Annotated in this window: 18 protein-coding genes; 9 read left to right on the forward strand and 9 right to left on the reverse strand. The window is 53.6% G+C overall.

Annotated elements, in window-relative coordinates; translation table 11 throughout:
* Nucleotides 1-139 precede the first annotated feature (139 nt).
* Complete coding sequence (locus OGX91_RS23915) at nt 140-1,063, forward strand: DMT family transporter (RefSeq protein WP_005134443.1); 924 nt, start codon at nt 140-142, stop codon at nt 1,061-1,063.
* Between the two features lie 29 nt (nt 1,064-1,092).
* Here the strand turns inward: OGX91_RS23915 and OGX91_RS23920 are convergent, their stop codons facing one another.
* Nucleotides 1,093-1,743, reverse strand: a complete 651-nt coding sequence (locus tag OGX91_RS23920; RefSeq protein WP_040232975.1) for an OapA family protein — start codon at nt 1,741-1,743, stop codon at nt 1,093-1,095.
* Between the two features lie 218 nt (nt 1,744-1,961).
* On the opposite strand from OGX91_RS23920, the gene bamJ reads away from it, so the two are divergent.
* Both bamJ and cycA read left to right on the forward strand, forming a co-directional pair.
* Nucleotides 1,962-2,582: a BamJ family beta-barrel-assembly machinery protein gene (bamJ, locus tag OGX91_RS23925; RefSeq protein ID WP_170974407.1), complete on the forward strand. Its 621-nt coding sequence runs from the start codon at nt 1,962-1,964 to the stop codon at nt 2,580-2,582.
* 308 nt (nt 2,583-2,890) lie between these two features.
* On the forward strand, nt 2,891-4,300 hold the full coding sequence (cycA, locus tag OGX91_RS23930) for a D-serine/D-alanine/glycine transporter (protein WP_005134446.1): 1,410 nt from the start codon (nt 2,891-2,893) through the stop codon (nt 4,298-4,300).
* 86 nt (nt 4,301-4,386) lie between these two features.
* Here cycA and ytfE read toward each other — a convergent pair whose 3' ends face one another.
* Nucleotides 4,387-5,049, reverse strand: coding sequence for an iron-sulfur cluster repair protein YtfE (ytfE, locus tag OGX91_RS23935; RefSeq protein WP_005134449.1), 663 nt, complete (start codon nt 5,047-5,049; stop codon nt 4,387-4,389).
* A 246-nt stretch (nt 5,050-5,295) separates the two neighbouring features.
* On the opposite strand from ytfE, the gene OGX91_RS23940 reads away from it, so the two are divergent.
* Nucleotides 5,296-6,867: a methyl-accepting chemotaxis protein gene (locus OGX91_RS23940; protein WP_040232976.1), complete on the forward strand. Its 1,572-nt coding sequence runs from the start codon at nt 5,296-5,298 to the stop codon at nt 6,865-6,867.
* A gap of 61 nt (nt 6,868-6,928) precedes the next feature.
* Here the strand turns inward: OGX91_RS23940 and OGX91_RS23945 are convergent, their stop codons facing one another.
* From OGX91_RS23945 to OGX91_RS23955, 3 genes are all read right to left on the reverse strand, one after another.
* Nucleotides 6,929-7,897 (reverse strand): DMT family transporter, encoded by a 969-nt coding sequence (locus tag OGX91_RS23945; protein WP_040232977.1) that lies wholly within the window; start codon nt 7,895-7,897, stop codon nt 6,929-6,931.
* Between the two features lie 76 nt (nt 7,898-7,973).
* Complete coding sequence (locus OGX91_RS23950) at nt 7,974-8,798, reverse strand: AraC family transcriptional regulator (RefSeq protein WP_286627455.1); 825 nt, start codon at nt 8,796-8,798, stop codon at nt 7,974-7,976.
* Between the two features lie 81 nt (nt 8,799-8,879).
* Complete coding sequence (locus OGX91_RS23955) at nt 8,880-9,728, reverse strand: SDR family oxidoreductase (RefSeq protein ID WP_188232330.1); 849 nt, start codon at nt 9,726-9,728, stop codon at nt 8,880-8,882.
* A 90-nt stretch (nt 9,729-9,818) separates the two neighbouring features.
* Here OGX91_RS23955 and OGX91_RS23960 point away from each other — a divergent pair, with 90 nt between their 5' ends.
* A complete protein-coding gene (locus tag OGX91_RS23960) occupies nt 9,819-10,199 on the forward strand; it encodes a winged helix-turn-helix transcriptional regulator (RefSeq protein WP_005134463.1) in 381 nt (126 codons plus the stop codon).
* A gap of 97 nt (nt 10,200-10,296) precedes the next feature.
* Here the strand turns inward: OGX91_RS23960 and cpdB are convergent, their stop codons facing one another.
* A complete protein-coding gene (gene cpdB / locus OGX91_RS23965) occupies nt 10,297-12,240 on the reverse strand; it encodes a 2',3'-cyclic-nucleotide 2'-phosphodiesterase (protein WP_199947780.1) in 1,944 nt (647 codons plus the stop codon).
* 187 nt (nt 12,241-12,427) lie between these two features.
* Between cpdB and cysQ the strand changes: the two genes are divergently transcribed.
* Entirely contained in the window at nt 12,428-13,168 is a 741-nt protein-coding gene (gene cysQ, locus OGX91_RS23970; RefSeq protein ID WP_040232979.1) for a 3'(2'),5'-bisphosphate nucleotidase CysQ, read from the forward strand.
* On the opposite strand, the gene OGX91_RS23975 is transcribed toward cysQ, so the two are convergent.
* Complete coding sequence (locus OGX91_RS23975) at nt 13,158-13,715, reverse strand: YtfJ family protein (protein ID WP_286627456.1); 558 nt, start codon at nt 13,713-13,715, stop codon at nt 13,158-13,160. The genes cysQ and OGX91_RS23975 overlap by 11 nt on opposite strands.
* Before the next feature lie 326 nt (nt 13,716-14,041).
* On the opposite strand from OGX91_RS23975, the gene OGX91_RS23980 reads away from it, so the two are divergent.
* Nucleotides 14,042-14,248 (forward strand): DUF1107 domain-containing protein, encoded by a 207-nt coding sequence (locus OGX91_RS23980; RefSeq protein WP_003025710.1) that lies wholly within the window; start codon nt 14,042-14,044, stop codon nt 14,246-14,248.
* Between the two features lie 65 nt (nt 14,249-14,313).
* Here the strand turns inward: OGX91_RS23980 and paeA are convergent, their stop codons facing one another.
* Both paeA and msrA read right to left on the reverse strand, forming a co-directional pair.
* Nucleotides 14,314-15,654 (reverse strand): polyamine export protein PaeA, encoded by a 1,341-nt coding sequence (gene paeA / locus OGX91_RS23985; protein WP_286627457.1) that lies wholly within the window; start codon nt 15,652-15,654, stop codon nt 14,314-14,316.
* Nucleotides 15,655-15,806: 152 nt separating this feature from the next.
* A complete protein-coding gene (gene msrA, locus OGX91_RS23990; RefSeq protein WP_149691085.1) occupies nt 15,807-16,445 on the reverse strand; it encodes a peptide-methionine (S)-S-oxide reductase MsrA in 639 nt (212 codons plus the stop codon).
* Between the two features lie 212 nt (nt 16,446-16,657).
* Between msrA and tamA the strand changes: the two genes are divergently transcribed.
* On the forward strand, nt 16,658-18,391 hold the full coding sequence (gene tamA, locus OGX91_RS23995) for an autotransporter assembly complex protein TamA (RefSeq protein ID WP_005134471.1): 1,734 nt from the start codon (nt 16,658-16,660) through the stop codon (nt 18,389-18,391).
* Nucleotides 18,388-22,164, forward strand: a complete 3,777-nt coding sequence (gene tamB / locus OGX91_RS24000) for an autotransporter assembly complex protein TamB (RefSeq protein ID WP_286627458.1) — start codon at nt 18,388-18,390, stop codon at nt 22,162-22,164. The genes tamA and tamB overlap by 4 nt, the downstream gene beginning before the upstream one ends.

Genomic DNA, 22,164 nt, shown 5'->3' on the forward strand with positions numbered 1-22,164 from the left:
TTTATTCTGATGACCGCGTAAAAGCGCCGGCCCTGTGCCGGCGTTTTGCTTTTCTACCCTTCTGTTTTTCGCTCTGGCTATTCTTTGTCCTTTTCGGGATAATCATAAAAATAAAACATTATTTCAAAGTGGTGATGGAATGGAACCAACGCACCAACCTCTTTTCGCGCGTAAAAATGTTGTCTACCTGGGCGCAGCCTTCTGTTGCCTGTTGTGGGGGAGTGCTTATCCAGCGATAAAAAGCGGATATGAGATCTTCCAGATTGCCACGGATGACATTCCGTCAAAAATTGTCTTTGCCGGCTATCGCTTCCTGTTTGCGGGATTATTGCTGTTGCTGCTGGCGATGGTGCAACGTAAACCGATTGGCAGGTTAAGCCCGCGCCAGTTTGGCCAGCTTACGCTGCTTGGGCTGACGCAAACCTCGCTACAATACATTTTCTTTTATATCGGTCTGGCATTCACGACGGGTGTAAAGGGGTCAATCATGAACGCTACCGGTACATTCTTTAGCGTGCTGTTGGCCCATTTTATCTATCAAAACGACAAACTAAGCTACAACAAAGCGCTGGGCTGTATCCTGGGATTTACCGGGGTAATGGTGGTGAACTTTAGCAGCGGGATGGATTTTAGCTTCAGCTTGTTAGGGGACGGTTCAGTGGTGATGGCCGCCTTTATCCTTTCTGCCGCCACGTTATACGGTAAACGCATTTCTCAGACGGTAGACCCGACGGTAATGACGGGGTATCAACTGGGCGGTGGGGGTCTGGCGCTGGTTATCGGCGGCTACGCTTTTGGTGGTACGCTGACCGTACACGGCGCGTCTTCGGTGGCGATTCTGGGTTACCTGACGTTGCTTTCATCGGTGGCCTTCGCTTTGTGGAGCATTTTGCTCAAGTACAACCGCGTGGGCATGATCGCGCCGTTTAACTTCCTGATCCCGGTTTCAGGGGCGGTGCTGTCGTCAATTTTCCTCGGTGAGAACATTCTCGAATGGAAATATGCGCTGGCGCTGGTACTGGTCTGTTCGGGGATTTGGTGGGTGAATAAGGTGAAGCACTAACGCTTCACCTTGATGCCTGATGGCGCCGCTTAACGTGCGCGAATAAAGCTGCCGTTGGGCTGGCGGGTAAACAGGACCTGCTGGCCATTACTGGTATCGATGGTTAACCCAGTCACCACGCCATTGGCATTCTGCCTGATCTGCACCATCTGACCGTCTTTCAGGTTGCTCAGCGGTTTTCCTGCGCCTTCAACCTGCGCCATTGCATACACATCGGTTGGCGGGAGGTTATGGTCACGGAAGACCTGGGCCAGCGTTTTGCCCGAGTCTACGCGATAAGAGCGCCACTGTTGTTCAATTCCGCTATTTTGTTGGAAAGGTTGCGTCTGTGGCTGAGATTGCTGAGCCTGCGGCTGCGCGTCTGGTTCTCCTTCCTGGATCGGTTCCGGTGCAACGGGAGCCACCTGGCCGGGATCGTTTTGCGGTGCGACCAACTGTGCCTGAAGCTGCGCTTCAGTTGGCGGCTGGGACTGCGACTGCAAATCCAGCGGTGCATTACGCGTGACCACCGGGGCATCAGTGGTGTCACTGGAAGGAAGCAGGAAACCTAGCACCAGCACGATAGCAGCAATAATAATGCCGCGTCGGTGCATAGGCGGTAGCGGGTCCATAATGCGAAAATTGTCCGGTGCATGCCAGATTTTCGCCAGGGTTGGTTTTAATTCAAAGCGCCCGGGCATGGCTTTCCTCCTGCTCCGCGTCTCGTTCCTCTGTCATAGAGTATAGATCGCTAACTCTATGATACTTGTTCAGGTACCCGCTTTCGTGACATTGATGCGGACAATAGCATTGTTTCTTTTTCCTCGCGATTTGTCATCTGTTCCCGAGACAAAGTTTTACCGGATGCGGCATGGCTGATATGCTGCCCGCTACTTTACATCCGATGAAAGGAAATATGATGGCTACCCCGACTTTTGACACTATCGAAGCGCAAGCAAGCTACGGCATTGGTTTGCAGGTAGGACAGCAGCTGAGCGAATCCGGTCTGGAAGGGCTGTTGCCTGAAGCGCTGGTAGCGGGTATCGCTGATGCGCTGGAAGGTAAACACCCGGCAGTGCCTGTTGATGTTGTGCACCGTGCGCTGCGTGAAATTCACGAACGTGCTGATGCAGTACGTCGCGAGCGTTTCCAGGCTATGGCGGCTGATGGCGTCAAATATCTGGAAGAAAACCGTGAGAAAGAAGGTGTGAACAGCACTGAATCCGGTCTGCAGTTCCGTGTGTTGACTCAGGGTGAAGGTTCTATCCCGGCACGTACCGACCACGTACGCGTGCATTATACCGGTAAACTGATCGACGGTACCGTGTTTGACAGCTCCGTTGCGCGTGGCGAACCGGCTGAATTCCCGGTTAACGGCGTGATCCCTGGCTGGATTGAAGCACTGACCCTGATGCCGGTAGGTTCCAAATGGGAACTGACTATTCCTCAGGAACTGGCTTACGGTGAGCGTGGCGCTGGCGCGTCCATTCCTCCGTTCAGCACGCTGGTATTTGAAGTTGAGCTGCTTGAAATCCTGTAAGCAGTAACTTCTGTTCCCCCCGAGGCTGGGGGGAGCAAAAAAATAGCGTGAAAAGCTATAGTTACGTCGATGTCGATATTTTATCTTGCAAATGATGTTATTGCGTGTATTTTTGTGAACTGATTCTCGCTATCAGAGTGATATGACACTCACTTTAAACATAAAATTAACATTATATCTAAATCTTAGTATTCATCCCGCCGATTCTTACCTAATATCGATGAGTCCTGCCAACAGGATCGTCGTATCATAGACACACTAAAGGCCGTAGAGCCTGAACAACACAGACAGGTACAGGAAGAAAAAACATGGTAGATCAGGTAAAAGTCGACGCCGTTGAAGAGTCGTCGTCTGAACAGTCGCTACGGCGCAATCTCACAAACCGTCATATTCAACTTATTGCCATTGGTGGCGCTATTGGTACCGGCCTGTTTATGGGCTCAGGGAAAACCATCAGCCTCGCCGGGCCGTCGATCATTTTTGTCTATATGATCATCGGTTTTATGCTGTTTTTCGTGATGCGGGCAATGGGAGAATTGCTGCTCTCGAATCTCGAATACAAATCCTTTAGTGATTTCGCCTCCGACCTGCTCGGGCCATGGGCCGGGTATTTTACCGGCTGGACCTATTGGTTCTGCTGGGTGGTTACCGGGATGGCAGACGTCGTTGCGATTACGGCGTATGCGCAATTCTGGTTCCCCGGACTGTCAGACTGGGTGGCATCGCTGGCGGTGATCATTCTGTTGCTGGCTCTTAACCTCGCCACGGTGAAAATGTTTGGTGAGATGGAGTTCTGGTTTGCGATGATTAAAATCGTCGCCATTGTCGGCCTGATTGTCGTCGGTCTGGTGATGGTACTGACGCACTTCCAATCGCCAACCGGCGTTCAGGCCTCGTTCACGCATCTGTGGAATGACGGTGGCTGGTTCCCGAAAGGTCTGAGTGGCTTCTTTGCGGGCTTCCAGATAGCGGTTTTCGCGTTTGTCGGTATTGAGCTGGTGGGGACGACGGCTGCAGAAACTAAAGATCCGGAAAAGTCTCTGCCGCGTGCTATTAACTCGATTCCAATCCGTATCATCATGTTCTACGTTTTCGCGCTGATCGTGATTATGTCCGTGACGCCGTGGAGTTCGGTGGTTCCAACCAAGAGCCCATTCGTTGAACTGTTTGTGCTGGTCGGTCTGCCAGCGGCGGCGAGCCTGATTAACTTTGTGGTGCTGACATCAGCGGCCTCTTCCGCAAACAGCGGCGTGTTCTCTACCAGCCGTATGCTGTTTGGCCTGGCACAGGAAGGCGTTGCGCCTAAAGCGTTTGCCAAGCTGTCTAAACGTGCGGTGCCGGCAAAGGGCTTGACCTTCTCCTGTATCTGCCTGCTGGGCGGTGTGGTGATGCTCTACGTGAATCCGAGCGTAATTGGCGCGTTCACCATGATCACCACCGTGTCGGCGATTCTGTTCATGTTCGTCTGGACCATCATTCTTTGCTCGTACCTGGTGTACCGCAAACAGCGTCCGCACCTGCATGAAAAATCAATCTACAAGATGCCGTTAGGCAAGCTAATGTGCTGGGTATGTATGGCGTTCTTCGTCTTCGTATTGGTGCTGCTGACGCTGGAAGAGGATACCCGTCAGGCGTTGATGGTGACGCCGCTGTGGTTCATCGCGCTGGGTCTGGGTTGGTTGTTTATCGGTAAGAAACGTATGGCGGGTATGCGTTAAGCATGTTGCCGGGTGGCCCTGACGCTTACCCGGCCTACGTTCGAGGACGTTGTAGGCCCGGTAAGCGCTAGCGCCACCGGGCTTTTCTATTCACCTGCGAGGGCACGCGGGAACAACACATTATTTTCCAGACTGATGTGTTCCATCAGATCGTCGATCATCTCGTTAATGCCGTTATACATGGCTTTCCAGGTGGTGCAGGCTTCTGGCGGCGGCGTCACGTTGTGGGTGATGTGTTTGATCACTTCCACCAGTTCACCCGCATCGTCGTGTTCGCTTTCCATCACGCTGATTGGTCCCATCGCCTGACTCCCCATGCCCTGTTTGATCATCGGGAACAGGATCTGCTCTTCTTTCATCATGTGGCTGGACAGTTCTTCATGCAGCATGGTCAGGTTTTTCGCCAGACCGCGCGGTACGTTCGGTTTGTCTGCGTGAACGCGTTCAACTTTAGTGGCCTGCAGGATCAGCTCCGGCAGCTGTTCACGGTGTCGGTCGTGATAACGTACGATGATATGGTCAATGATTTCTGCCAGCGCCACGGTACGCCAGTCTTTTTCCAGCGGCTGCTCAGCGAGTTTTGACAGTTCGGCTTCGATGGCCTCGACATCCAGCTCTTTACGTGCGGCAGCGCGTGCCAGCGTTTGCTTACCGCCGCAGCAGTAATCCATATCGTATTTACGAAACAGTGCCGACGCACGAGGAATAGAGAGCGCCAGTTCACCTAAAGGTTGATCGCGATAAGACATAGCCGTTACCTCATTCTCAATAATATAAGGTGCATTTTAAATGCAACTTATAAAGAAGGATATAACCCTTTCGGGGCAGAGGATTTTGTGATGATTGTCACGAAAATTTCTTATCTCGTTAAGGTGCTGAATCTTATTGGAAAGGAGAGGAGCGGCGAAAAAAGCCGCGAGACAGGATTAAATAAGCGCACGCTGCTGCCGATAGTTAGACCTCAGACAATACCTGCATATAATAAAAGGCTACAGATGTTCAAACGAATCAAAGTGATAACCTTACTTATCACCGTGTTACTCGCCCTGGGCGCAATGCAGCTCATCTCCGCGGGCGTGTTTATTGGCGCGCTTAACAACGATAAGCAGAACTTTAACGTTTCTCAACTTTCCAGCCAGAACGTGGCCGAGTTTACCGATGCGTGGATTAGCCTGAACCAGGCGCGCGTTACGCTCAATCGGGGCATGCTGCGTCTGCAGGGCACGATGGCCAGCGATATTAACGGCGGTCAGTTGAAGGAACTGGTGAACACGGCGAATCGCCTGCTGGCAGACGCAAAAGAGCATTACGATAAATACTACGCGTTGCCGGAAACGCCGGGTCTGGATGAAAGTCTGGCAGACCGACTGGAAGAACAGTACGGTATCTATTCTACTGCGCTTGCAAAAATGAACGCGCTGCTGGCTGAAGGCAAGCTGGAAGAGATGTTCAAACAGAATGCCGAACAAAAGCAGACGGCCATGCAAGAGGTTTATCAGGAATGGCGTACCGCGCAAACCGCGCTGGCAAATGAGGGCGTTCGGGATAACGAAAATGACTACCAGAAAATTATCTGGTTGTTATCCGCCATACTGTTGATTGTGTTGACCGTCATTATCGTTAGTTGGATTGCCATGCAGCGTGTCCTGCTGAAACCACTCCATGAGGTGATGGGGCATATTCGGCATATCGCTTCAGGTGATCTGACCCACACTATTACCGCTGATGGCCGTAACGAAATGGCGCTATTGGCCCAGAACGTCCGTGATATGCAGCAGGCGCTGGCGAACACGGTCAGCGTAGTGCGTGACGGTGCAGATACTATCTATACCGGTGCGGGTGAAATTGCCGCTGGCAGTAACGATCTCTCTTCACGCACTGAGCAGCAGGCTGCTTCTCTGGAAGAGACTGCTGCCAGTATGGAACAACTCACGGCCACCGTAAAACAGAATGCGGATAATGCGCGACAGGCGACCAGCCTGGCAAAAAATGCCTCGCAGACGGCGCAGAAAGGTGGAGCCGTGGTCGACGGCGTGGTGCGTACCATGGATGAAATCGCTACCAGTTCCAGCAAAATTGCGCAAATTACCACTGTTATCGACGGCATTGCTTTCCAGACCAACATCCTGGCGCTGAACGCGGCGGTAGAAGCGGCGCGCGCGGGCGAACAGGGGCGCGGCTTTGCTGTCGTTGCAGGTGAAGTGCGCACGCTGGCGCAGCGTAGCGCTCAGGCGGCGAAAGAGATTAAGGCGCTGATTGATGACTCAGGGAATCGGGTCAATGCCGGTACGGCGCTGGTGCATGAAGCGGGTGAGACGATGGCGGAAATTGTCAGTGCCGTCACCCAGGTTACCGATATTATGGGCGAAATTGCGTCAGCCTCTGATGAACAGAGCCGGGGTATCGATCAGGTCGGTCAGGCGGTGGCTGAGATGGACCGCGTCACGCAGCAAAACGCCTCGCTGGTGGAGGAATCTGCTTCCGCCGCTGCTGCGCTCGAAGAGCAGGCTGCACGGTTGAACCAGACGGTGGCAGTGTTTAAAGTGTCGCGCCGGATGGCGGCGTAAACGCCTTATCCGGCCTACATGAGATCGTATAGTCCTTGTAGGCCTGATAAGCGCAGCGCCATCAGGCATCCCCCGAAACCGGCACTACCGCCGGTTTTTGCGGTTTTGACCGCACCGCAATCACCACGCCTATTATCAGCAGCGCAATACCGCTTATCGTCAGCAGCGGCGGAAATTCCTTGCGCAGAATAAAGGTGTACAGCAGTCCCGCCAGCGTTTCAAAGACGATCAGCGGGCCGAGGATCACCGTCGGCAGCTTCTGACTGGCGACGTTCCAGCACAGTGCGCCAACCCACGAACATAAGACCGCAATGGCTATCATCAGGCCGATAAACACGCCCGGACGTGGGCCGAAGGGCAGCGCGAAGTCCGGCGTTTGCCCGTTCAGCCACAGGCAGGCGGCAATATAACCGAGCAGGGATACAGGCAGCGTCACCAGTGCCTGGGCCGTCGCCCACATCATTGGGTGCTTATCCGGATTCTCGCGTAGCCAGCGGGCATTACGCAGCGCATACCACGCCCAACACACCACCGAAATCAGCGCCAGCGCGATGCCATAGCCATACCTCCAGCCGCTAAAATCAGGCAACCCCTGACTCAGCTCAGAGATATTCACGCATAGCAGACCCATGCCGATCAGTACCAGCGCAGGAGCCAGGTGCCACCACGATAATTTGCCGTCACGTTGGCTATAAAGCAGGTTGGCGAAGACTGGGATCACGACCGGTAATGTGCCGATGATCATGGTTGAAACGGGTGCGCCGGTACGCTGAATGGCGCTGGCCAGACAAACGTAATAAATCAGGTTGCCCATCAGGGTTAACGCCAGAGCGGTTACCCAGTCTTTGTACGTCAACTGACGCAGTCGTCCGCGACCCAGCCAGGCCAACGGGAGTGCGATCAGCCCCAACGCCAGATAACGCCCCATCGACTGTAATACCGCTGGGTATTCCGGCACGATCAAGGGGCCGACAAAAATTAATCCCCACATCAGCCCGGCCAGCAGGGCATACAACACACCGCTAATCATTTTTGACATCCACATCATTAAACATAGCGCTGAGTGTAGGCAGGGAAAACATCACTGTATTGTATGAGATTGCGCATTAGCGCGAATAAACCTGCTTCTGATAGCGTACCGGCGTAATGCCGTAGCGATGGGTAAAGGCGCGGGTGAGGTGCGATTGGTCGGTCAGTCCGGTGGCGGCGGCCACATCTGCGGCAGGCATACCGTAGGTAAGAAAACCTTTGGCTCGCCACAGACGGATCGCCATCAGCATCTGGTGCGGTGTGACGTGAAAATGCAATTTGAACTGGCGCTGGAAATGCCAGGGACTGAGTGACGCCACGCGAGCCAGTTCATCGAGGGTCACAGGGTGCATGTAGTTATCGTGCAGGTATTCACGCACGCGTTCGAAGCGATGTGCCCCCTCCGGTAATACCGGTGCATGGCGAGCCAGCGGCTGGAACGTGTCGATCAGATCGAGTAATAATCCTTTTTGTGCCAGCGGATCCTCCGTGTTCCACAGGCCATGGATCAGCGAGCAGATCTGACGCGAACGCAGCGGATCGTGACGGGTAACGTCATGGAACCACCAGTGACGAACCCCGGTGACCTCCTCCAGAAGATCGGGTTCAAGGTAGATCATCCGGTAGCGCCAGCCGTCGGCGGTTTCGGCTTCGCCGGTGTGCAGCTCATCGGGATTCATGGTGACGACGGAATGGGCAGGCGCTACGTATTGCGTGCCGCGATAGCGAAAACGTTCGGCTCCGGCTTCTATCGCGCCGATACCAAACGCTTCATGGGTGTGTGGCTCAAAGGCGTAACGCGAGATATGCGCATGATACAGCTCAACGCCGGGCACCTGCGCCAGATGGTGAAAGCGGGCGCTGTCTTTCTCATCAATAAACTGCTCAGGTACACCTTGCACGTTTTTTCTCCCCACGCATCATCCTGTCATTATCAGAGAGGATGCGTGGGGATGCCACCACAATTAACTAATTTTTAACACTTACACGATGCCTTTGACGCTGTCAGCCAACGATGTGGTCGGGCGACCAATCAGTTTGCTCAACGTATGGCTGTCATCGAACAGACCGCCTTTGGACGCGCCAACGTCTGAGTCAGCCAGCATATCCGCCAGCCCGGCAGGCAGACCAAAACCCTTCAGCGCGGCGGCAAAATCGGCTTCACTCAGGTTCTGATACACCACTTTTTTACCGCTCTGTTTTGCCAGTTCGGTAGCCAGTTGGCTCAGCGTCCAGCCGTCATCGCCCGCCAGCTCATAGATTTTACCGGCATGACCGTCTTCGCTGATAACGCGCGCGGCGGCAGCGGCATAGTCGGCGCGGGTCGCCGAGGCGATTTTGCCTTCTCCTGCAGCCCCAATAAACACGCCGTGTTCCAGTGCGGCTGGCGCACTCGCCAGATAGTTTTCGGTGTACCAGCCGTTACGCAGCAGCGCGTACGCGATACCGGATTCAGCCAGCATCTTCTCGGTTGCCACATGCTCATCAGCCAACCCCAGCGGGGAGGTGTCGGCATGTAGCAGGCTGGTGTAGGCGATAAATTTCACGTGAGCGGCTTTCGCTGCGTTAATCACGTTGCGATGCTGCGGGGCACGTTGTCCCACTTCGCTCGACGAGATCAGCAGTAGCTTGTCGATATTCTGTAGGGCAGTTGTAAAGGCGGCTTCATCGCTGTAATCCGCCTGACGAACGGTAATCCCCTGCTGGCTAAGCGCCGTCGCTTTCGCAGGGTTACGCACAATGGCCACAATCTGGCTGGCAGGAACGGTTTTCAGCAGAGTTTCAATAACGTGTTGGCCCAGTTGGCCGGTGGCGCCGGTAATCGCGATCATGGGGTGACTCCTTGGTATTGGTCTTGTGTTTAATCACGCTAACACCTAAACTAACTTTTAGTAAGTACGCACAAAAAGGTAAGTATGAAAATGGCCACACCAACGCTTTCTCAGCAGTTACGCGATGGTAATTTGTTCGCCGAGCAGTGCCCCTCCCGCGAGGTGTTAAAACACGTCACCAGTCGCTGGGGGGTGTTGATTCTGGTGGCGCTGCGCGACGGTACGCACCGTTTTAGCGATCTGCGCCGTAAGATGGGCGGCGTCAGTGAAAAGATGCTGGCGCAATCCCTGCAGGCGCTGGAGCAGGATGGGTTTATCAACCGGGTATCGTATCCGGTCGTACCGCCGCATGTGGAGTATAGCCTGACGTCGTTGGGTGAGCAGGTGAGCGATAAAGTCGCCGCACTGGCGGACTGGATTGAACTAAATTTGCCGCAGGTTTTGGCGCAGCGGGAAGAGCGGGCGGCGTAAAGTATTGCCGGATGGCGGCTAACGCCTTATCCGGCCTACAGATTACTTCGACGCGTAGGCCGGATAAGACGCTATTGCGTCGCATCCGGCACGAAAATTACTTACTTAAATCCAACTGGTAAATGGCAAAACCAATGTCATCGGTCGCGACTTTTTTCAGTGGATATTGCCCTTTCTCTTTGATAAATGCGGCGGCCTTCTCGGTTGGCGATGTTTCAAAGCGAATATCCAGTTTTGTATCGCTGTGAATCGGCGCCAGACGCCAGTTGTTATCTGCTGCCGGATGTATTTCACCGGCGCGCTTCGTTTCGGCACCTATCCATGCCGCCAGCACCGAGCGGTTTTCATCCGGTGATGCAAACGCGATGTGACTGTCGCCAGTTCCGGCAAACTTACCGCCGTAGGCACGATAGTTATTCGTCGCGACGAGGAAGGTGGCATTTGGATCGACAGGCTTGCCGTTGAAGGTCAGATTTTTAATACGCTCTGCTTGCGGGTTGATAGTCTGGCATTCACCGTCATAGCGGGCGGGTTGCGACACATCAATCTGGTAATTCACGCCGTCAATCACGTCGAAGTTATAGGTACGGAAGCCGTCCCAGTTAATCAACGACTGTGGTTTGCTGCTGTGGATATCAATCTGATTGAACTGCCCGGCGGAACATTCCAGCCACTCTTTCACCTCTTTACCGCTGGCTTTTACGACCACCAGGGTGTTGGGATAGAGATATAAATCGGCGGCGTTACGGAAGGTGAGCTGACCTTTTTCGACTTCGACAAAGCTGGCTGGATCGTTCTTGCGTCCACCGACCTTAAACGGCGCAGCTGCGGAAAGTACCGGCAGTTTCGCCAGGTCCGGATCGCCCTGAATAAAGTGTTCCACATAGGCTTTCTGCGCGTTGTTCACCACCTGTACGGTCGGGTCATCCTGTACCAGCGCCAGATAGCTGTACATATTGTCGGCGGATTTACCGATCGGTTTGCTGACAAACTCACGCGTGGCGTCGTGATCGGCTTTCAGGATCTCAACGATTTTTTTGTCTTCTGCTGCCAGTGATTTTTTCGCTGCCGCGTCATAGATCGGGCGCGCCTCGGCTTTCGCCTGGGTGACCTGCCATTTACCGCTGTCGTTATTCAGCACCAAATCGACTACGCCGAGGTGATCGCCCCACATGCCTGGCATTACCGCCGGAACCCCATTCAGCGTACCTTTTGTGATATCTGCACCTTTGATGTTGGCAAAGTCTTTACCGGGGAAAACGGCGTGAGCGTGACCAAACATAATGGCATCCACGCCCGGGACTTCACTGAGGTAATAAACGGAGTTTTCCGCCATGGTTTGATACGGGTCGGCAGAAAGCCCGGAGTGAGCAACTACCACCACGACATCGGCACCTTTTTCTCGCATTTCGGGAACGTATTTGCGTGCAGTTTCCGTAATGTCGTTCACCGTCACTTTACCGCTGAGGTTGGCTTTATCCCAGGTCATAATCTGCGGTGGCACAAAACCGATATAGCCAATCTTCAGCGTCTGCTTTTTCCCTTCTTTGTCGACAACCTCAGTGTCTTTGATCAGATAAGGCGTAAACAGCGGCTTCTTGGTCTTAACGTCGATGATATTGGCATTAACGTAAGGGAACTTCGCTCCGGCTAGTGCGTTGTGCAGATACTCAAGACCGTAGTTGAATTCATGGTTGCCGAGGTTACCCACCGCGTAATCCAGCGTGTTTAGCGCCTTATAGACCGGGTGAGTTTCGCCCGCTTTCAGCCCCTTGGCCGCCATATAATCCCCGAGCGGACTGCCCTGAATCAAATCGCCGTTATCAACCAGCACGCTGTTTTTGACTTCACCACGCGCAGCGTTGATAAGGCTGGCCGTACGCACCAGGCCAAATTTTTCAGTCGGTGTATCTTTGTAATAATCGAAATCCATCATATTGCTGTGTAAATCAGTGGTTTCCATTATCCGCAGATCGACGGTCGCGGCATTCGCGCTGGCTGCAATCAGCGTGGCGAGAAGCGTTGCACTAAACTTAATCATCAGGGGCATCCTTTTAAGATCTAAGCCACAAAAGAAAATGTATATATATCTTCTTGCTTACAGAACTGTGAATCATGACATGAATATAGCGTTTAAAACCGCAGACGCTATCACAGTTGGCGGATCCCCTGACGATCGGGTATAAGTAAAACAACGAGTTAACACCACGAAAGAAACGAGGTGGAGAATGTTAGAACATGTATGCCAGCTTGCACGGAATGCGGGCGATGCCATTATGCAGGTCTACGATGGACTCAAACCGATGGAGATTACCAGCAAGCAGGACGATTCTCCGGTCACGGCGGCGGATATCGCCGCGCACAAGGTGATCCTCGAAGGATTACTGGCGCTGACGCCGGATATTCCCGTTCTGTCTGAAGAAGCGCCTCCTGGCTGGGATGTTCGCCAGCACTGGCAGCGGTACTGGCTGGTAGACCCGCTGGATGGGACCAAAGAGTTCATTAAGCGTAACGGTGAATTTACCGTTAATATTGCGCTGATCGAAAAGGGAAAGCCGGTGCTGGGCGTGGTGTATGCCCCAGTGATGAAAGTGATGTACAGCGCGGAACATGGCAAAGCGTGGAAAGAAGAGTGCGGCGTGCGCAAACAAATCCAGGTTCGTGACGCGCGTCCACCGCTGGTGGTGATTAGCCGCTCGCATGCCGACAATGAGTTAAAAGAGTATCTGCAACAGTTGGGCGAGCACCAGACCACCTCGATTGGTTCCTCGCTGAAGTTTTGCCTGGTGGCGGAAGGGCACGCACAGCTGTATCCGCGTTTTGGACCCACAAACGTGTGGGACACCGCAGCTGGCCACGCGGTCGCAGCCGCAGCCGGGGCACACGTTCACGACTGGCAGGGAAAACCTCTGGATTACACCCCGCGTGAATCGTTCCTTAACCCCGGCTTCCGCGTCTCTATTTACTGAGCAGTTTGTGCAGCAGGGCGATAACCTGCTGCACCTCATCCTGCGTTAACGCGCCATCTTTTGCCCACTGTACGCGTCCGTCTTTGTCGAGAACGACGATAGCGGAGCTCTCTTCATCCAGTTGCCAGGCCTTACGCGCAATGCCATCGCTGTCGACAATAAATTGTGACCACGGGTAGAGCTTCTTATTGCTCTCCAGACTGCTGCGCACAAACATACCGGAGCCTGGGATGGCGTCATCGGTGTTGACGATTGTGGTGGTCTGGTATTTGTCGTGCGGCAGATTGGCCGCTTTGATGGCCTCGATCAACGTAGCATTTTTCTCTTTGGCGGAGGTGCGTCCGGCGATGTGTTGCACAATGCGGACTTTCCCTGGCAGTTGTGCGCTATTCCAGTTTTTGTAGCTAAACTTATCGTTATTGAGGATCAGTTCGCCGCGATCGGCAATACCCACCGGCGGTACGCGCTGGTTGGTTTCAAATTTATGCGCGGAGGCAATCATCGGCAGCAGCAGGCACGACAGCGCCAGCAGTTTTTGTAAGGTCATGGGTTTTCCTTCTTTCTTTATTTTGCAGGTGATCCGACCACTTGGGCCTGGAATTTAATCATATGTGCGAATTATGCTTTTTCCCGCAAGCGCGATGCCAGTTTGCGGACGGGCGCACAAATCCTGTGAAAAATGAAGGCTTATACTGAAGATAGCGAAGCGTTGAAAAGATAATTCTGAATAATTGTAACCTGAAGGTAAATAAACTTATACACGCTGGAAACATCGTTCAGATAGTCTATAGTCATAAGGCATTAAAATTTGCGCCTGAGGATTGTCGGACCGATTGTGGTACCGCAAAGGCGTAACGCTCAGCAGGAGATACAATGAAAATTTTCCAACGATACAACCCGCTGCAGGTGGCGAAGTACGTGAAGATCCTGTTTCGTGGACGGTTATATATCAAGGATGTAGGCGCTTTTGAGTTTGATAAGGGTAAGATTCTTATCCCAAAAGTGAAGGACAAACTGCATTTTTCTGTTATGTCCGAAGTTAACCGTCAGGTTTTGCGTCTGCAGACTGAGATGGCTTAACCAAAGTGCTATGCAGTAGTTAAAAAAACGGCTCCTGATGGGAGCCGTTGATGTTTCTGTAGGCGTTAAGACGCCTTGGTCTCTTCTTTTGCATCCGGCAGCTTTGGTACCAGAACGGTAGGTTTACTGTCCAGGCGCGTCACCAGCAGCTGATCGATCTTGTAGTTATCGATATCCACCACTTCAAATTTGTAGCCAGAATACTTCACCGAGTCGGTGCGTTTCGGGATTTTACGCAGCATGAACATCATGAAACCGCCGATGGTTTCATAGTTGCCGGACTGCGGAAACTCGTCGATATCCAGCACACGCATCACGTCATCAATCGGCGTACCGCCGTCAACTAACCATGAGTTCTCATCACGCGCGACGATCTGTTCTTCCAGCCCCTGGCCGACTAAGTCACCCATCAGCGTCGTCATTACGTCATTAAGCGTAATAATCCCCACCACCAGTGCATACTCGTTCATGATGACGGCAAAATCTTCGCCTGCGGTTTTGAAGCTTTCCAGCGCTTCTGAGAGCGTCAGCGTATCCGGAACAATCAGCGTATTGCGGATCTGCACGCCGCTGTTCAGCGCCATGCTTTGATTTGCCAGTACGCGGTTGAGGAGATCCTTTGAATCAACATAGCCAATGATGTGGTCGATATCTTCATTACAGACCAGAAACTTGGAATGCGGATGTTCCGCCACTTTGTTCTTCAGGCTCTGTTCGTCTTCGTGCAGATCAAACCAGATAACGTTTTCGCGCGAGGTCATTGAAGACGGCACGGTTCGGGATTCCAGTTCAAATACGTTTTCGATTAGCTCATGTTCCTGCTTGCGCAGAACCCCTGCCAATGCGCCGGCTTCGACTACGGCGTAAATATCGTCCGAAGTGATGTCATCTTTACGCACCATCGGGATCTTAAACAGACGGAAAATGTTATTTGCCAGACCATTAAAGAACCATACCAGCGGGCGGAACACGAGCAGACAGAAGCGCATCGGGTTGATGATACGCAAAGCCACAGCTTCTGGCGCAATCATACCGATGCGTTTCGGGGTTAAATCCGCGAACAGGATGAACAGGCCAGTCACCAGGGAGAACGACAGAATAAAGCTTAACTGTTCGGACAGCTCTGGGGCGAAGTATTTCGAGAACAGATCGTTAAATGCCGGTGAAAACGCTGCGTCACCGACGATACCGCCAAGAATAGCAACCGCATTAAGACCAATTTGCACAACGGTAAAGAACATGCCGGGGTTTTCCTGCATCTTCAAAACACGTTGTGCGTTTACGTTGCCTTCATCGGCAAGCAGTTTAAGTTTGATTTTGCGTGATGCAGCAAGTGAGATCTCGGATATCGAGAAAAACGCACTCACGGCGATCAGGCAGAGAATGACTAAAATACTGTTTAACATATCTTATCCGACCGTTAAGGCCAGATCCTCGGAAGGGATAAATTGATAAATTCGTGTGAAATACACATTGAAAACCGGTCCGAAGGGAGTGGACCGGCAATTTCAGGAGCTAGTATAGCGTAAGGTACTGTAAAGCCGCCAGAGGGGGGCGCTTATCCTTGTGGCGGCAGACAAACGCCAATCCCGCCAATGCCACAGTACCCATAAGGGTTTTTGTGCAGATATTGTTGGTGATCGTCCTCGGCATAGTAGAACGGGGTAGCAGTATTAATTTCTGTGGTGATGTGGCGGTCATCGCCCGCTGCGGTCATTGCCGCCTGAAAACGCTCCAGGCTGGCGTGCGCGGCGCTCTTCTGCTCCGGCGTGAGCGGATAAATTGCGGAACGGTACTGAGTGCCCTGGTCGTTCCCCTGACGCATACCCTGCGCCGGGTCATGATTTTCCCAGAACACCTGCAGCAGTTGTTCGTAGCTGATAACATGCGGGTCATAGACGATGCGTACCGCTTCGGCATGGCCAGTATCACCAGAACACACTTCCCGATAGGTTGGGTTAGGGGTATAGCCACCGGTGTATCCAGCTGCTGTGCTGTATACCCCTGGTAGTGACCAGAATAAGCGCTCCACGCCCCAGAAACATCCCATGGCGAAGAGGGCTATCTCCATGCCGTCGGGCACGTTGGTCATCGAATGCTGATTAACCGCATGCAACGTTGCTACCGGCATCGGGGTGTTGCGTCCAGGTAGCGCATCTGCTTGAGTAACAAGATGCTTTCTATCAAATAAACTCATGGCCGTTCTCCCGAAATCAGTCATTTGGGTTAAGGTTGTAACGAGACGCGTCTTTGCCCACAATAAATAGCGTGAATGCGTCTAGAGTTAAACATAAGAAATATTTGGGTTGTCGTCTGTTTTTCAACTCTTATTGTTGATTTTTTGTTAAGCCGAGGAACGGCATAGTATTTTTTTCCAGGGGTGGGAAAAAAGGATATTCAGGAGAAAATGTGCCACATATCCGTCAGTTATGTTGGGTGGGATTACTGTGCTTAAGTGGCTCCGCCGCCGCTGCGAATGTTCGCTTACAGGTCGAAGGATTATCTGGACCGCTGGAGAAAAACGTTCGTGCGCAGCTGTCCACGATTCAGAGTGACGAAGTCACTCCAGACCGACGCTTTCGTGCGCGCGTTGATGATGCCATCCGCGAAGGGCTAAAAGCGCTGGGCTACTTTGAGCCAACCATTGATTTTGAACTGCGTCCGCCACCGGCGAAAGGACGCCAGGTGCTGATTGCCAAAGTGACCCCCGGTGAGCCGGTGCTGATTGGCGGTACCGAAGTGATTCTGCGCGGTGGCGCACGTACGGATAAAGATTACCTGGATCTGCTGAAAACACGCCCTGCAATCGGCACAGTGCTCAATCAGGGCGACTATGACAATTTCAAAAAGTCACTCACCAGCGTGGCGCTGCGTAAAGGCTATTTCGACAGTGAATTTAATAAAAGCCAGCTCGGGATAGCGCTTGAGCGCCGCCAGGCATTCTGGGATATCGATTACAACAGCGGAGAGCGCTACCGCTTTGGCCATGTCACTTTTGAAGGTTCGCAAATTCGCGATGAATACCTGCAAAACCTGGTGCCGTTCAAAGAGGGCAAAGAGTACGAGTCGAAAGATCTGGCAGAGCTAAACCGTCGCCTTTCGGCAACCGGATGGTTTAATTCCGTGGTGGTGGCGCCTGAATTTGATAAAGCCCGAGAAACCAAAGTACTGCCGCTAAAAGGCGTGGTCTCGCCGCGCACCGAAAATACCATCGAAACCGGGGCCGGCTACTCTACTGACGTGGGACCGCGGTTGAAAACCTCGTGGAAAAAGCCGTGGATGAACTCCTGGGGCCATAGCCTGACCACCAGTGCCAGTATTTCTGCGCCAGAGCAGGTCCTTGATTTCAGCTATAAAATGCCGCTGTTAAAGAACCCGCTGGAGCAGTATTACCTGGTGCAGGGGGGCTTTAAGCGTACCGATTTGAACGACACCGAGCAGGACTCCACCACGCTTGCGGTTTCCCGCTACTGGGACCTCTCGAGCGGCTGGCAGCGCGCGATTAACCTGCGCTGGAGCCTCGACCACTTTACCCAGGGTAACGTCACTAATACCACCATGCTGCTCTATCCGGGTGTGATGATCAGCCGGACGCGCTCGCGCGGCGGCCTGATGCCTGTCTGGGGTGATTCCCAACGCTATTCCATTGACTATTCGAATACTGCGTGGGGTTCAGACGTTGATTTCTCCGTCTTCCAGGCGCAGAACGTCTGGATCCGTACATTGTACGATAAGCACCGTTTTGTGATGCGCGGTAACCTCGGCTGGATTGAAACCGGTGACTTCGACAAAGTCCCGCCGGATCTGCGTTTCTTCGCCGGGGGCGACCGCAGTATCCGCGGTTACAAATACAAATCTATTTCGCCTGAAGGCAGTGACGGTAAGCTGAAAGGGGCCTCGAAGCTGGCGACGGGCTCGCTGGAATACCAGTACAACGTGACCGGTAAATGGTGGGGCGCGATGTTTGTCGATAGCGGTGAAGCGGTCAGCGATATCCGCAAAAGCGATTTCAAAACCGGTGCAGGGGTCGGTGTACGCTGGCAGTCGCCAGTGGGGCCTATCAAGCTCGACTTTGCCGTCCCTGTCGGCGACAAAGATGAACATGGTTTACAGTTTTACATCGGTCTGGGGCCTGAATTATGAGTTTATGGAAGAAGATAAGCCTCGGGGTACTGGTTTTTATCCTGCTGTTGTTAGGTACCGTCGCGTTCCTGGTGGGGACAACCTCTGGTCTGCATCTGGTCTTCAAGGCAGCTAATCGCTGGGTGCCTGGGCTGGAGATTGGTCAGGTTACCGGCGGCTGGCGGGATTTATCGCTCAAAAATATTCGTTATGACCAGCCCGGCGTGGCAGTAAATGCTGGCGAAGTACATCTGGCCGTGGGGCTTAATTGTCTGTGGAACAGCAGTCTGTGCGTCAACGATCTGTCGCTGAAAAATATCAACGTAGCGATCGACAGCAAAAAAATGCCGCCATCAGCGCCGGTGGAGGAAGAAGACAGCGGTCCGCTTAACCTTTCCACGCCATACCCAATCACGCTTTCACGCGTGGCGCTTAACAACATCAATATCAAAATCGATGACACCACGGTGTCGGTGCTGGATTTCACCTCCGGTCTGAACTGGCAGGAAAAAACGCTGACCCTGAAGCCAACGTCATTGCAGGGGCTGCTGATTGCCCTGCCTAAAGTGGCGGACGTGGCGCAGGAAGAGGTCGTCGAACCAAAAATTCAAAATCCGCAGCCGGACGAAAAGCCGCTCGGTGAAACGCTAAAAGATCTGTTCTCAAAGCCGGTGCTGCCGGAAATGACCGATGTGCATCTGCCGCTCAATCTCAATATTGAAGAATTTCGCGGCGAGCAGCTGCGCGTGACCGGGGATACGGATCTCACGGTACATAACCTGCTGCTGAAAGTGAGCAGCATTGACGGCAACATGAAGCTGGACGCGCTGGATATCGACTCGAATCAGGGGGCGGTAAAAGCCAGCGGCACGGTGCAGCTCACCGACACATGGCCGATCGATATCACCCTGAACAGCACGCTGAATATCGACCCGTTAAAGGGCGAAAAGGTGAAGCTGAAAGTTGGTGGCGCACTGCGCGAACAGCTGGAAGTTGGCGTTAACCTGTCCGGTCCGGTGGATTTGGACCTGCGGGCGCAAACGCGTCTGGCGGAAGCCGGGTTGCCGCTCAATCTGGAAGTGGTGAGTAAGCAGATTTACTGGCCGTTCACCGGCGACAAGCAGTTCCAGGCCGATGACATCAAGCTCAAGCTGACCGGCAAAATGACCGACTACACGTTGTCGATGCGTACCGCCGTGAAGGGGCAGGATATTCCTCCGGCCACCATTACGCTGGATGCCAAAGGTAACGAACAGCAGATCAATCTCGACAAACTGAGCGTTGCGGCGCTGGAAGGGAAAACCGAGCTGAAAGCGCTGGTGGACTGGCAGCAGGCGGTCAGTTGGCGTGGGGAGCTCACGCTGGATGGCATCAACACCGCGAAAGCAATCCCGGACTGGCCGTCAAAACTGAATGGCCTGGTGAAAACGCGCGGTAGTCTGTACGGTGGAAGCTGGCAGATGGAGGTTCCGGAGCTGAAGCTGACCGGCAACGTGAAGCAGAATAAGGTCAATGTGAACGGTTCGCTGAAAGGTAACAGTTACCTGCAGTGGACGATCCCGGGCCTGCATCTGGAACTGGGGCGCAACAGCGCGGATGTGAAAGGGGAACTGGGGGTCAAAGACCTCAATCTCGACGCGACGATTGATGCCCCGAATCTGGATAACGCGCTGCCTGGAGTGGGCGGTACGGCGAAAGGGCTGGTAAAAGTTCGCGGTACGGTCGACGCGCCGCAACTGCTGGCGGATATCACCGCCCGTGGTCTGCGTTGGCAGGAACTTTCCGTGGCTCAGGTGCGCGTCGAGGGCGACGTGAAATCAGCTGAGCAAATCGCCGGTAGCCTCAACGTGCGTGTAGAGCGGATTGTGCAACCTGACGTGAATATCGGCCTCGTGACGCTCAACGCCAAAGGCAGCGAACAGCAGCATGAGCTGCAACTGCGCATTCAGGGGGAGCCGGTTTCCGGGCAACTGGATCTGGCAGGCAGCTTCGATCGCAAAGAACAGCGCTGGAAAGGGACGCTGAGCAATACGCGCTTCCAGACGCCGGTTGGTCCATGGTCGTTGAACCGTGCGATTGCGCTGGATTACCGTAATCAGGAACAGAAAATCAGCATTGGGCCACACTGCTGGAATAACCCGAATGCGGAACTGTGCGTGCCGCAAACCATTGATGCCGGTGCAGAAGGGCGCGCGGTGGTGAACCTGAATCGCTTCGATCTGGCAATGCTGAAACCGTTTATGCCGGATACAACCCAGGCCAGCGGCGTATTCAGTGGCAAAGCGGATGTGAGCTGGGACACCACCAAAGAGGGGCTGCCGCAGGGACAGGTCACGCTAAGTGGGCGTAACGTGAAGGTCACCCAGAGCGTAAACGATGCCGCGTTACCGGTGGCGTTTGAGACGCTGAACCTGACCGCTGACCTGCACAACAACCGTGCTGAACTGGGATGGCTGATTCGTCTGACCAACAACGGACAGTTTGACGGACAGGTGCAGGTAACAGACCCGCAAGGACGCCGTAATCTGGGCGGTAACGTCAATATTCGCAACTTCAATCTGGCGATGGTGAACCCTATCTTCTCCAGAGGTGAAAAAGCCGCAGGAATGATCAACGCCAATCTGCGTCTGGGCGGTGATGTGCAAAGTCCACAATTGCTTGGACAACTGCAGCTTAGCGGTCTGGATATCGACGGCAACTTTATGCCGTTTGACATGCAGCCAAGCCAGTTAGCCGTTAACTTCACCGGAACACGTTCCACGCTGGCGGGCGTAGTGCGCACGCAGCAGGGAGAAATTAACCTGAGCGGCGATGCCGACTGGAGCCAGATAGATAACTGGCGGGCGCGTGTTGCAGCCAAAGGCAGTCGCGTGCGTATCACCGTGCCGCCGATGGTTCGTCTGGATGTCTCGCCGGATGTGGTCTTCGAAGCCACGCCGAACCTGTTTACTCTTGATGGCAACGTGGATGTGCCGTGGGCACGTATTGTAGTGCACGACCTGCCGGAAAGTGCGGTGGGGGTGTCCAGCGACATGGTGATGCTCAACGACAATCTGCAGCCAGAGAAGCCGCAAAGCGCCGGTATTCCGATCAACAGCAACCTGAACATTCATGTAGGCAACAACGTACGTATCGATGCCTTTGGTCTGAAAGCGCGTCTGACGGGCGATCTGAAAGTTGCACAGGATAAGCAGGGGCTGGGGTTGAACGGCCAGATCAACATCCCGAGCGGGCGTTTCCATGCCTATGGTCAGGATTTGATTGTGCGTAAGGGCGAGCTGTTGTTCTCCGGCCCGCCGGATCAGCCGTTGCTCAACATCGAAGCGATTCGTAACCCGGATGCCACCGAAGACGACGTGATCGCCGGTGTTCGCGTCACCGGCAGCGCCGATGAACCGAAAGCGGAGATCTTCTCTGACCCGGCAATGTCGCAGCAAATGGCCCTCTCTTATCTGTTACGTGGGCAAGGGCTGGACAGCGAGCAGAGCGACAGCGCGGCGATGACCTCAATGCTTATTGGTCTGGGGGTTGCACAAAGTGGTCAGGTTGTGGGTAAAATCGGGGAGACATTTGGCGTAAGCAATCTGGCACTGGACACGCAAGGGGTGGGTGACTCCTCTCAGGTGGTTGTCAGCGGATACGTACTGCCAGGTCTGCAGGTGAAATATGGTGTGGGTATATTTGACTCTTTAGCGACACTCACGCTACGTTATCGTCTGATGCCTAAGCTATATCTGGAAGCCGTGTCTGGCGTAGATCAGGCACTTGATTTGCTCTATCAGTTCGAGTTTTAG

The sequence above is a fragment of the Citrobacter sp. Cpa228 genome (assembly GCF_030333085.1).
Lineage (GTDB): Bacteria > Pseudomonadota > Gammaproteobacteria > Enterobacterales > Enterobacteriaceae > Citrobacter > Citrobacter pasteurii.

Coding starts and splice junctions, on each gene's coding strand:
- OGX91_RS23945 (WP_040232977.1), bottom strand. CDS start 7,897: ATGATTAGCGGTGTGTTGTATGCCCTGCTGGCCGGGCTGATGTGGGGA.
- msrA (WP_149691085.1), bottom strand. CDS start 16,445: ATGAGTTTATTTGATAGAAAGCATCTTGTTACTCAAGCAGATGCGCTA.
- tamB (WP_286627458.1), top strand. CDS start 18,388: ATGAGTTTATGGAAGAAGATAAGCCTCGGGGTACTGGTTTTTATCCTG.
- OGX91_RS23960 (WP_005134463.1), top strand. CDS start 9,819: ATGGCCACACCAACGCTTTCTCAGCAGTTACGCGATGGTAATTTGTTC.
- OGX91_RS23980 (WP_003025710.1), top strand. CDS start 14,042: ATGAAAATTTTCCAACGATACAACCCGCTGCAGGTGGCGAAGTACGTG.
- OGX91_RS23920 (WP_040232975.1), bottom strand. CDS start 1,743: ATGCCCGGGCGCTTTGAATTAAAACCAACCCTGGCGAAAATCTGGCAT.
- cycA (WP_005134446.1), top strand. CDS start 2,891: ATGGTAGATCAGGTAAAAGTCGACGCCGTTGAAGAGTCGTCGTCTGAA.
- OGX91_RS23940 (WP_040232976.1), top strand. CDS start 5,296: ATGTTCAAACGAATCAAAGTGATAACCTTACTTATCACCGTGTTACTC.
- cysQ (WP_040232979.1), top strand. CDS start 12,428: ATGTTAGAACATGTATGCCAGCTTGCACGGAATGCGGGCGATGCCATT.
- paeA (WP_286627457.1), bottom strand. CDS start 15,654: ATGTTAAACAGTATTTTAGTCATTCTCTGCCTGATCGCCGTGAGTGCG.
- bamJ (WP_170974407.1), top strand. CDS start 1,962: ATGGCTACCCCGACTTTTGACACTATCGAAGCGCAAGCAAGCTACGGC.
- OGX91_RS23975 (WP_286627456.1), bottom strand. CDS start 13,715: ATGACCTTACAAAAACTGCTGGCGCTGTCGTGCCTGCTGCTGCCGATG.
- OGX91_RS23915 (WP_005134443.1), top strand. CDS start 140: ATGGAACCAACGCACCAACCTCTTTTCGCGCGTAAAAATGTTGTCTAC.
- ytfE (WP_005134449.1), bottom strand. CDS start 5,049: ATGTCTTATCGCGATCAACCTTTAGGTGAACTGGCGCTCTCTATTCCT.
- cpdB (WP_199947780.1), bottom strand. CDS start 12,240: ATGATTAAGTTTAGTGCAACGCTTCTCGCCACGCTGATTGCAGCCAGC.
- OGX91_RS23955 (WP_188232330.1), bottom strand. CDS start 9,728: ATGATCGCGATTACCGGCGCCACCGGCCAACTGGGCCAACACGTTATT.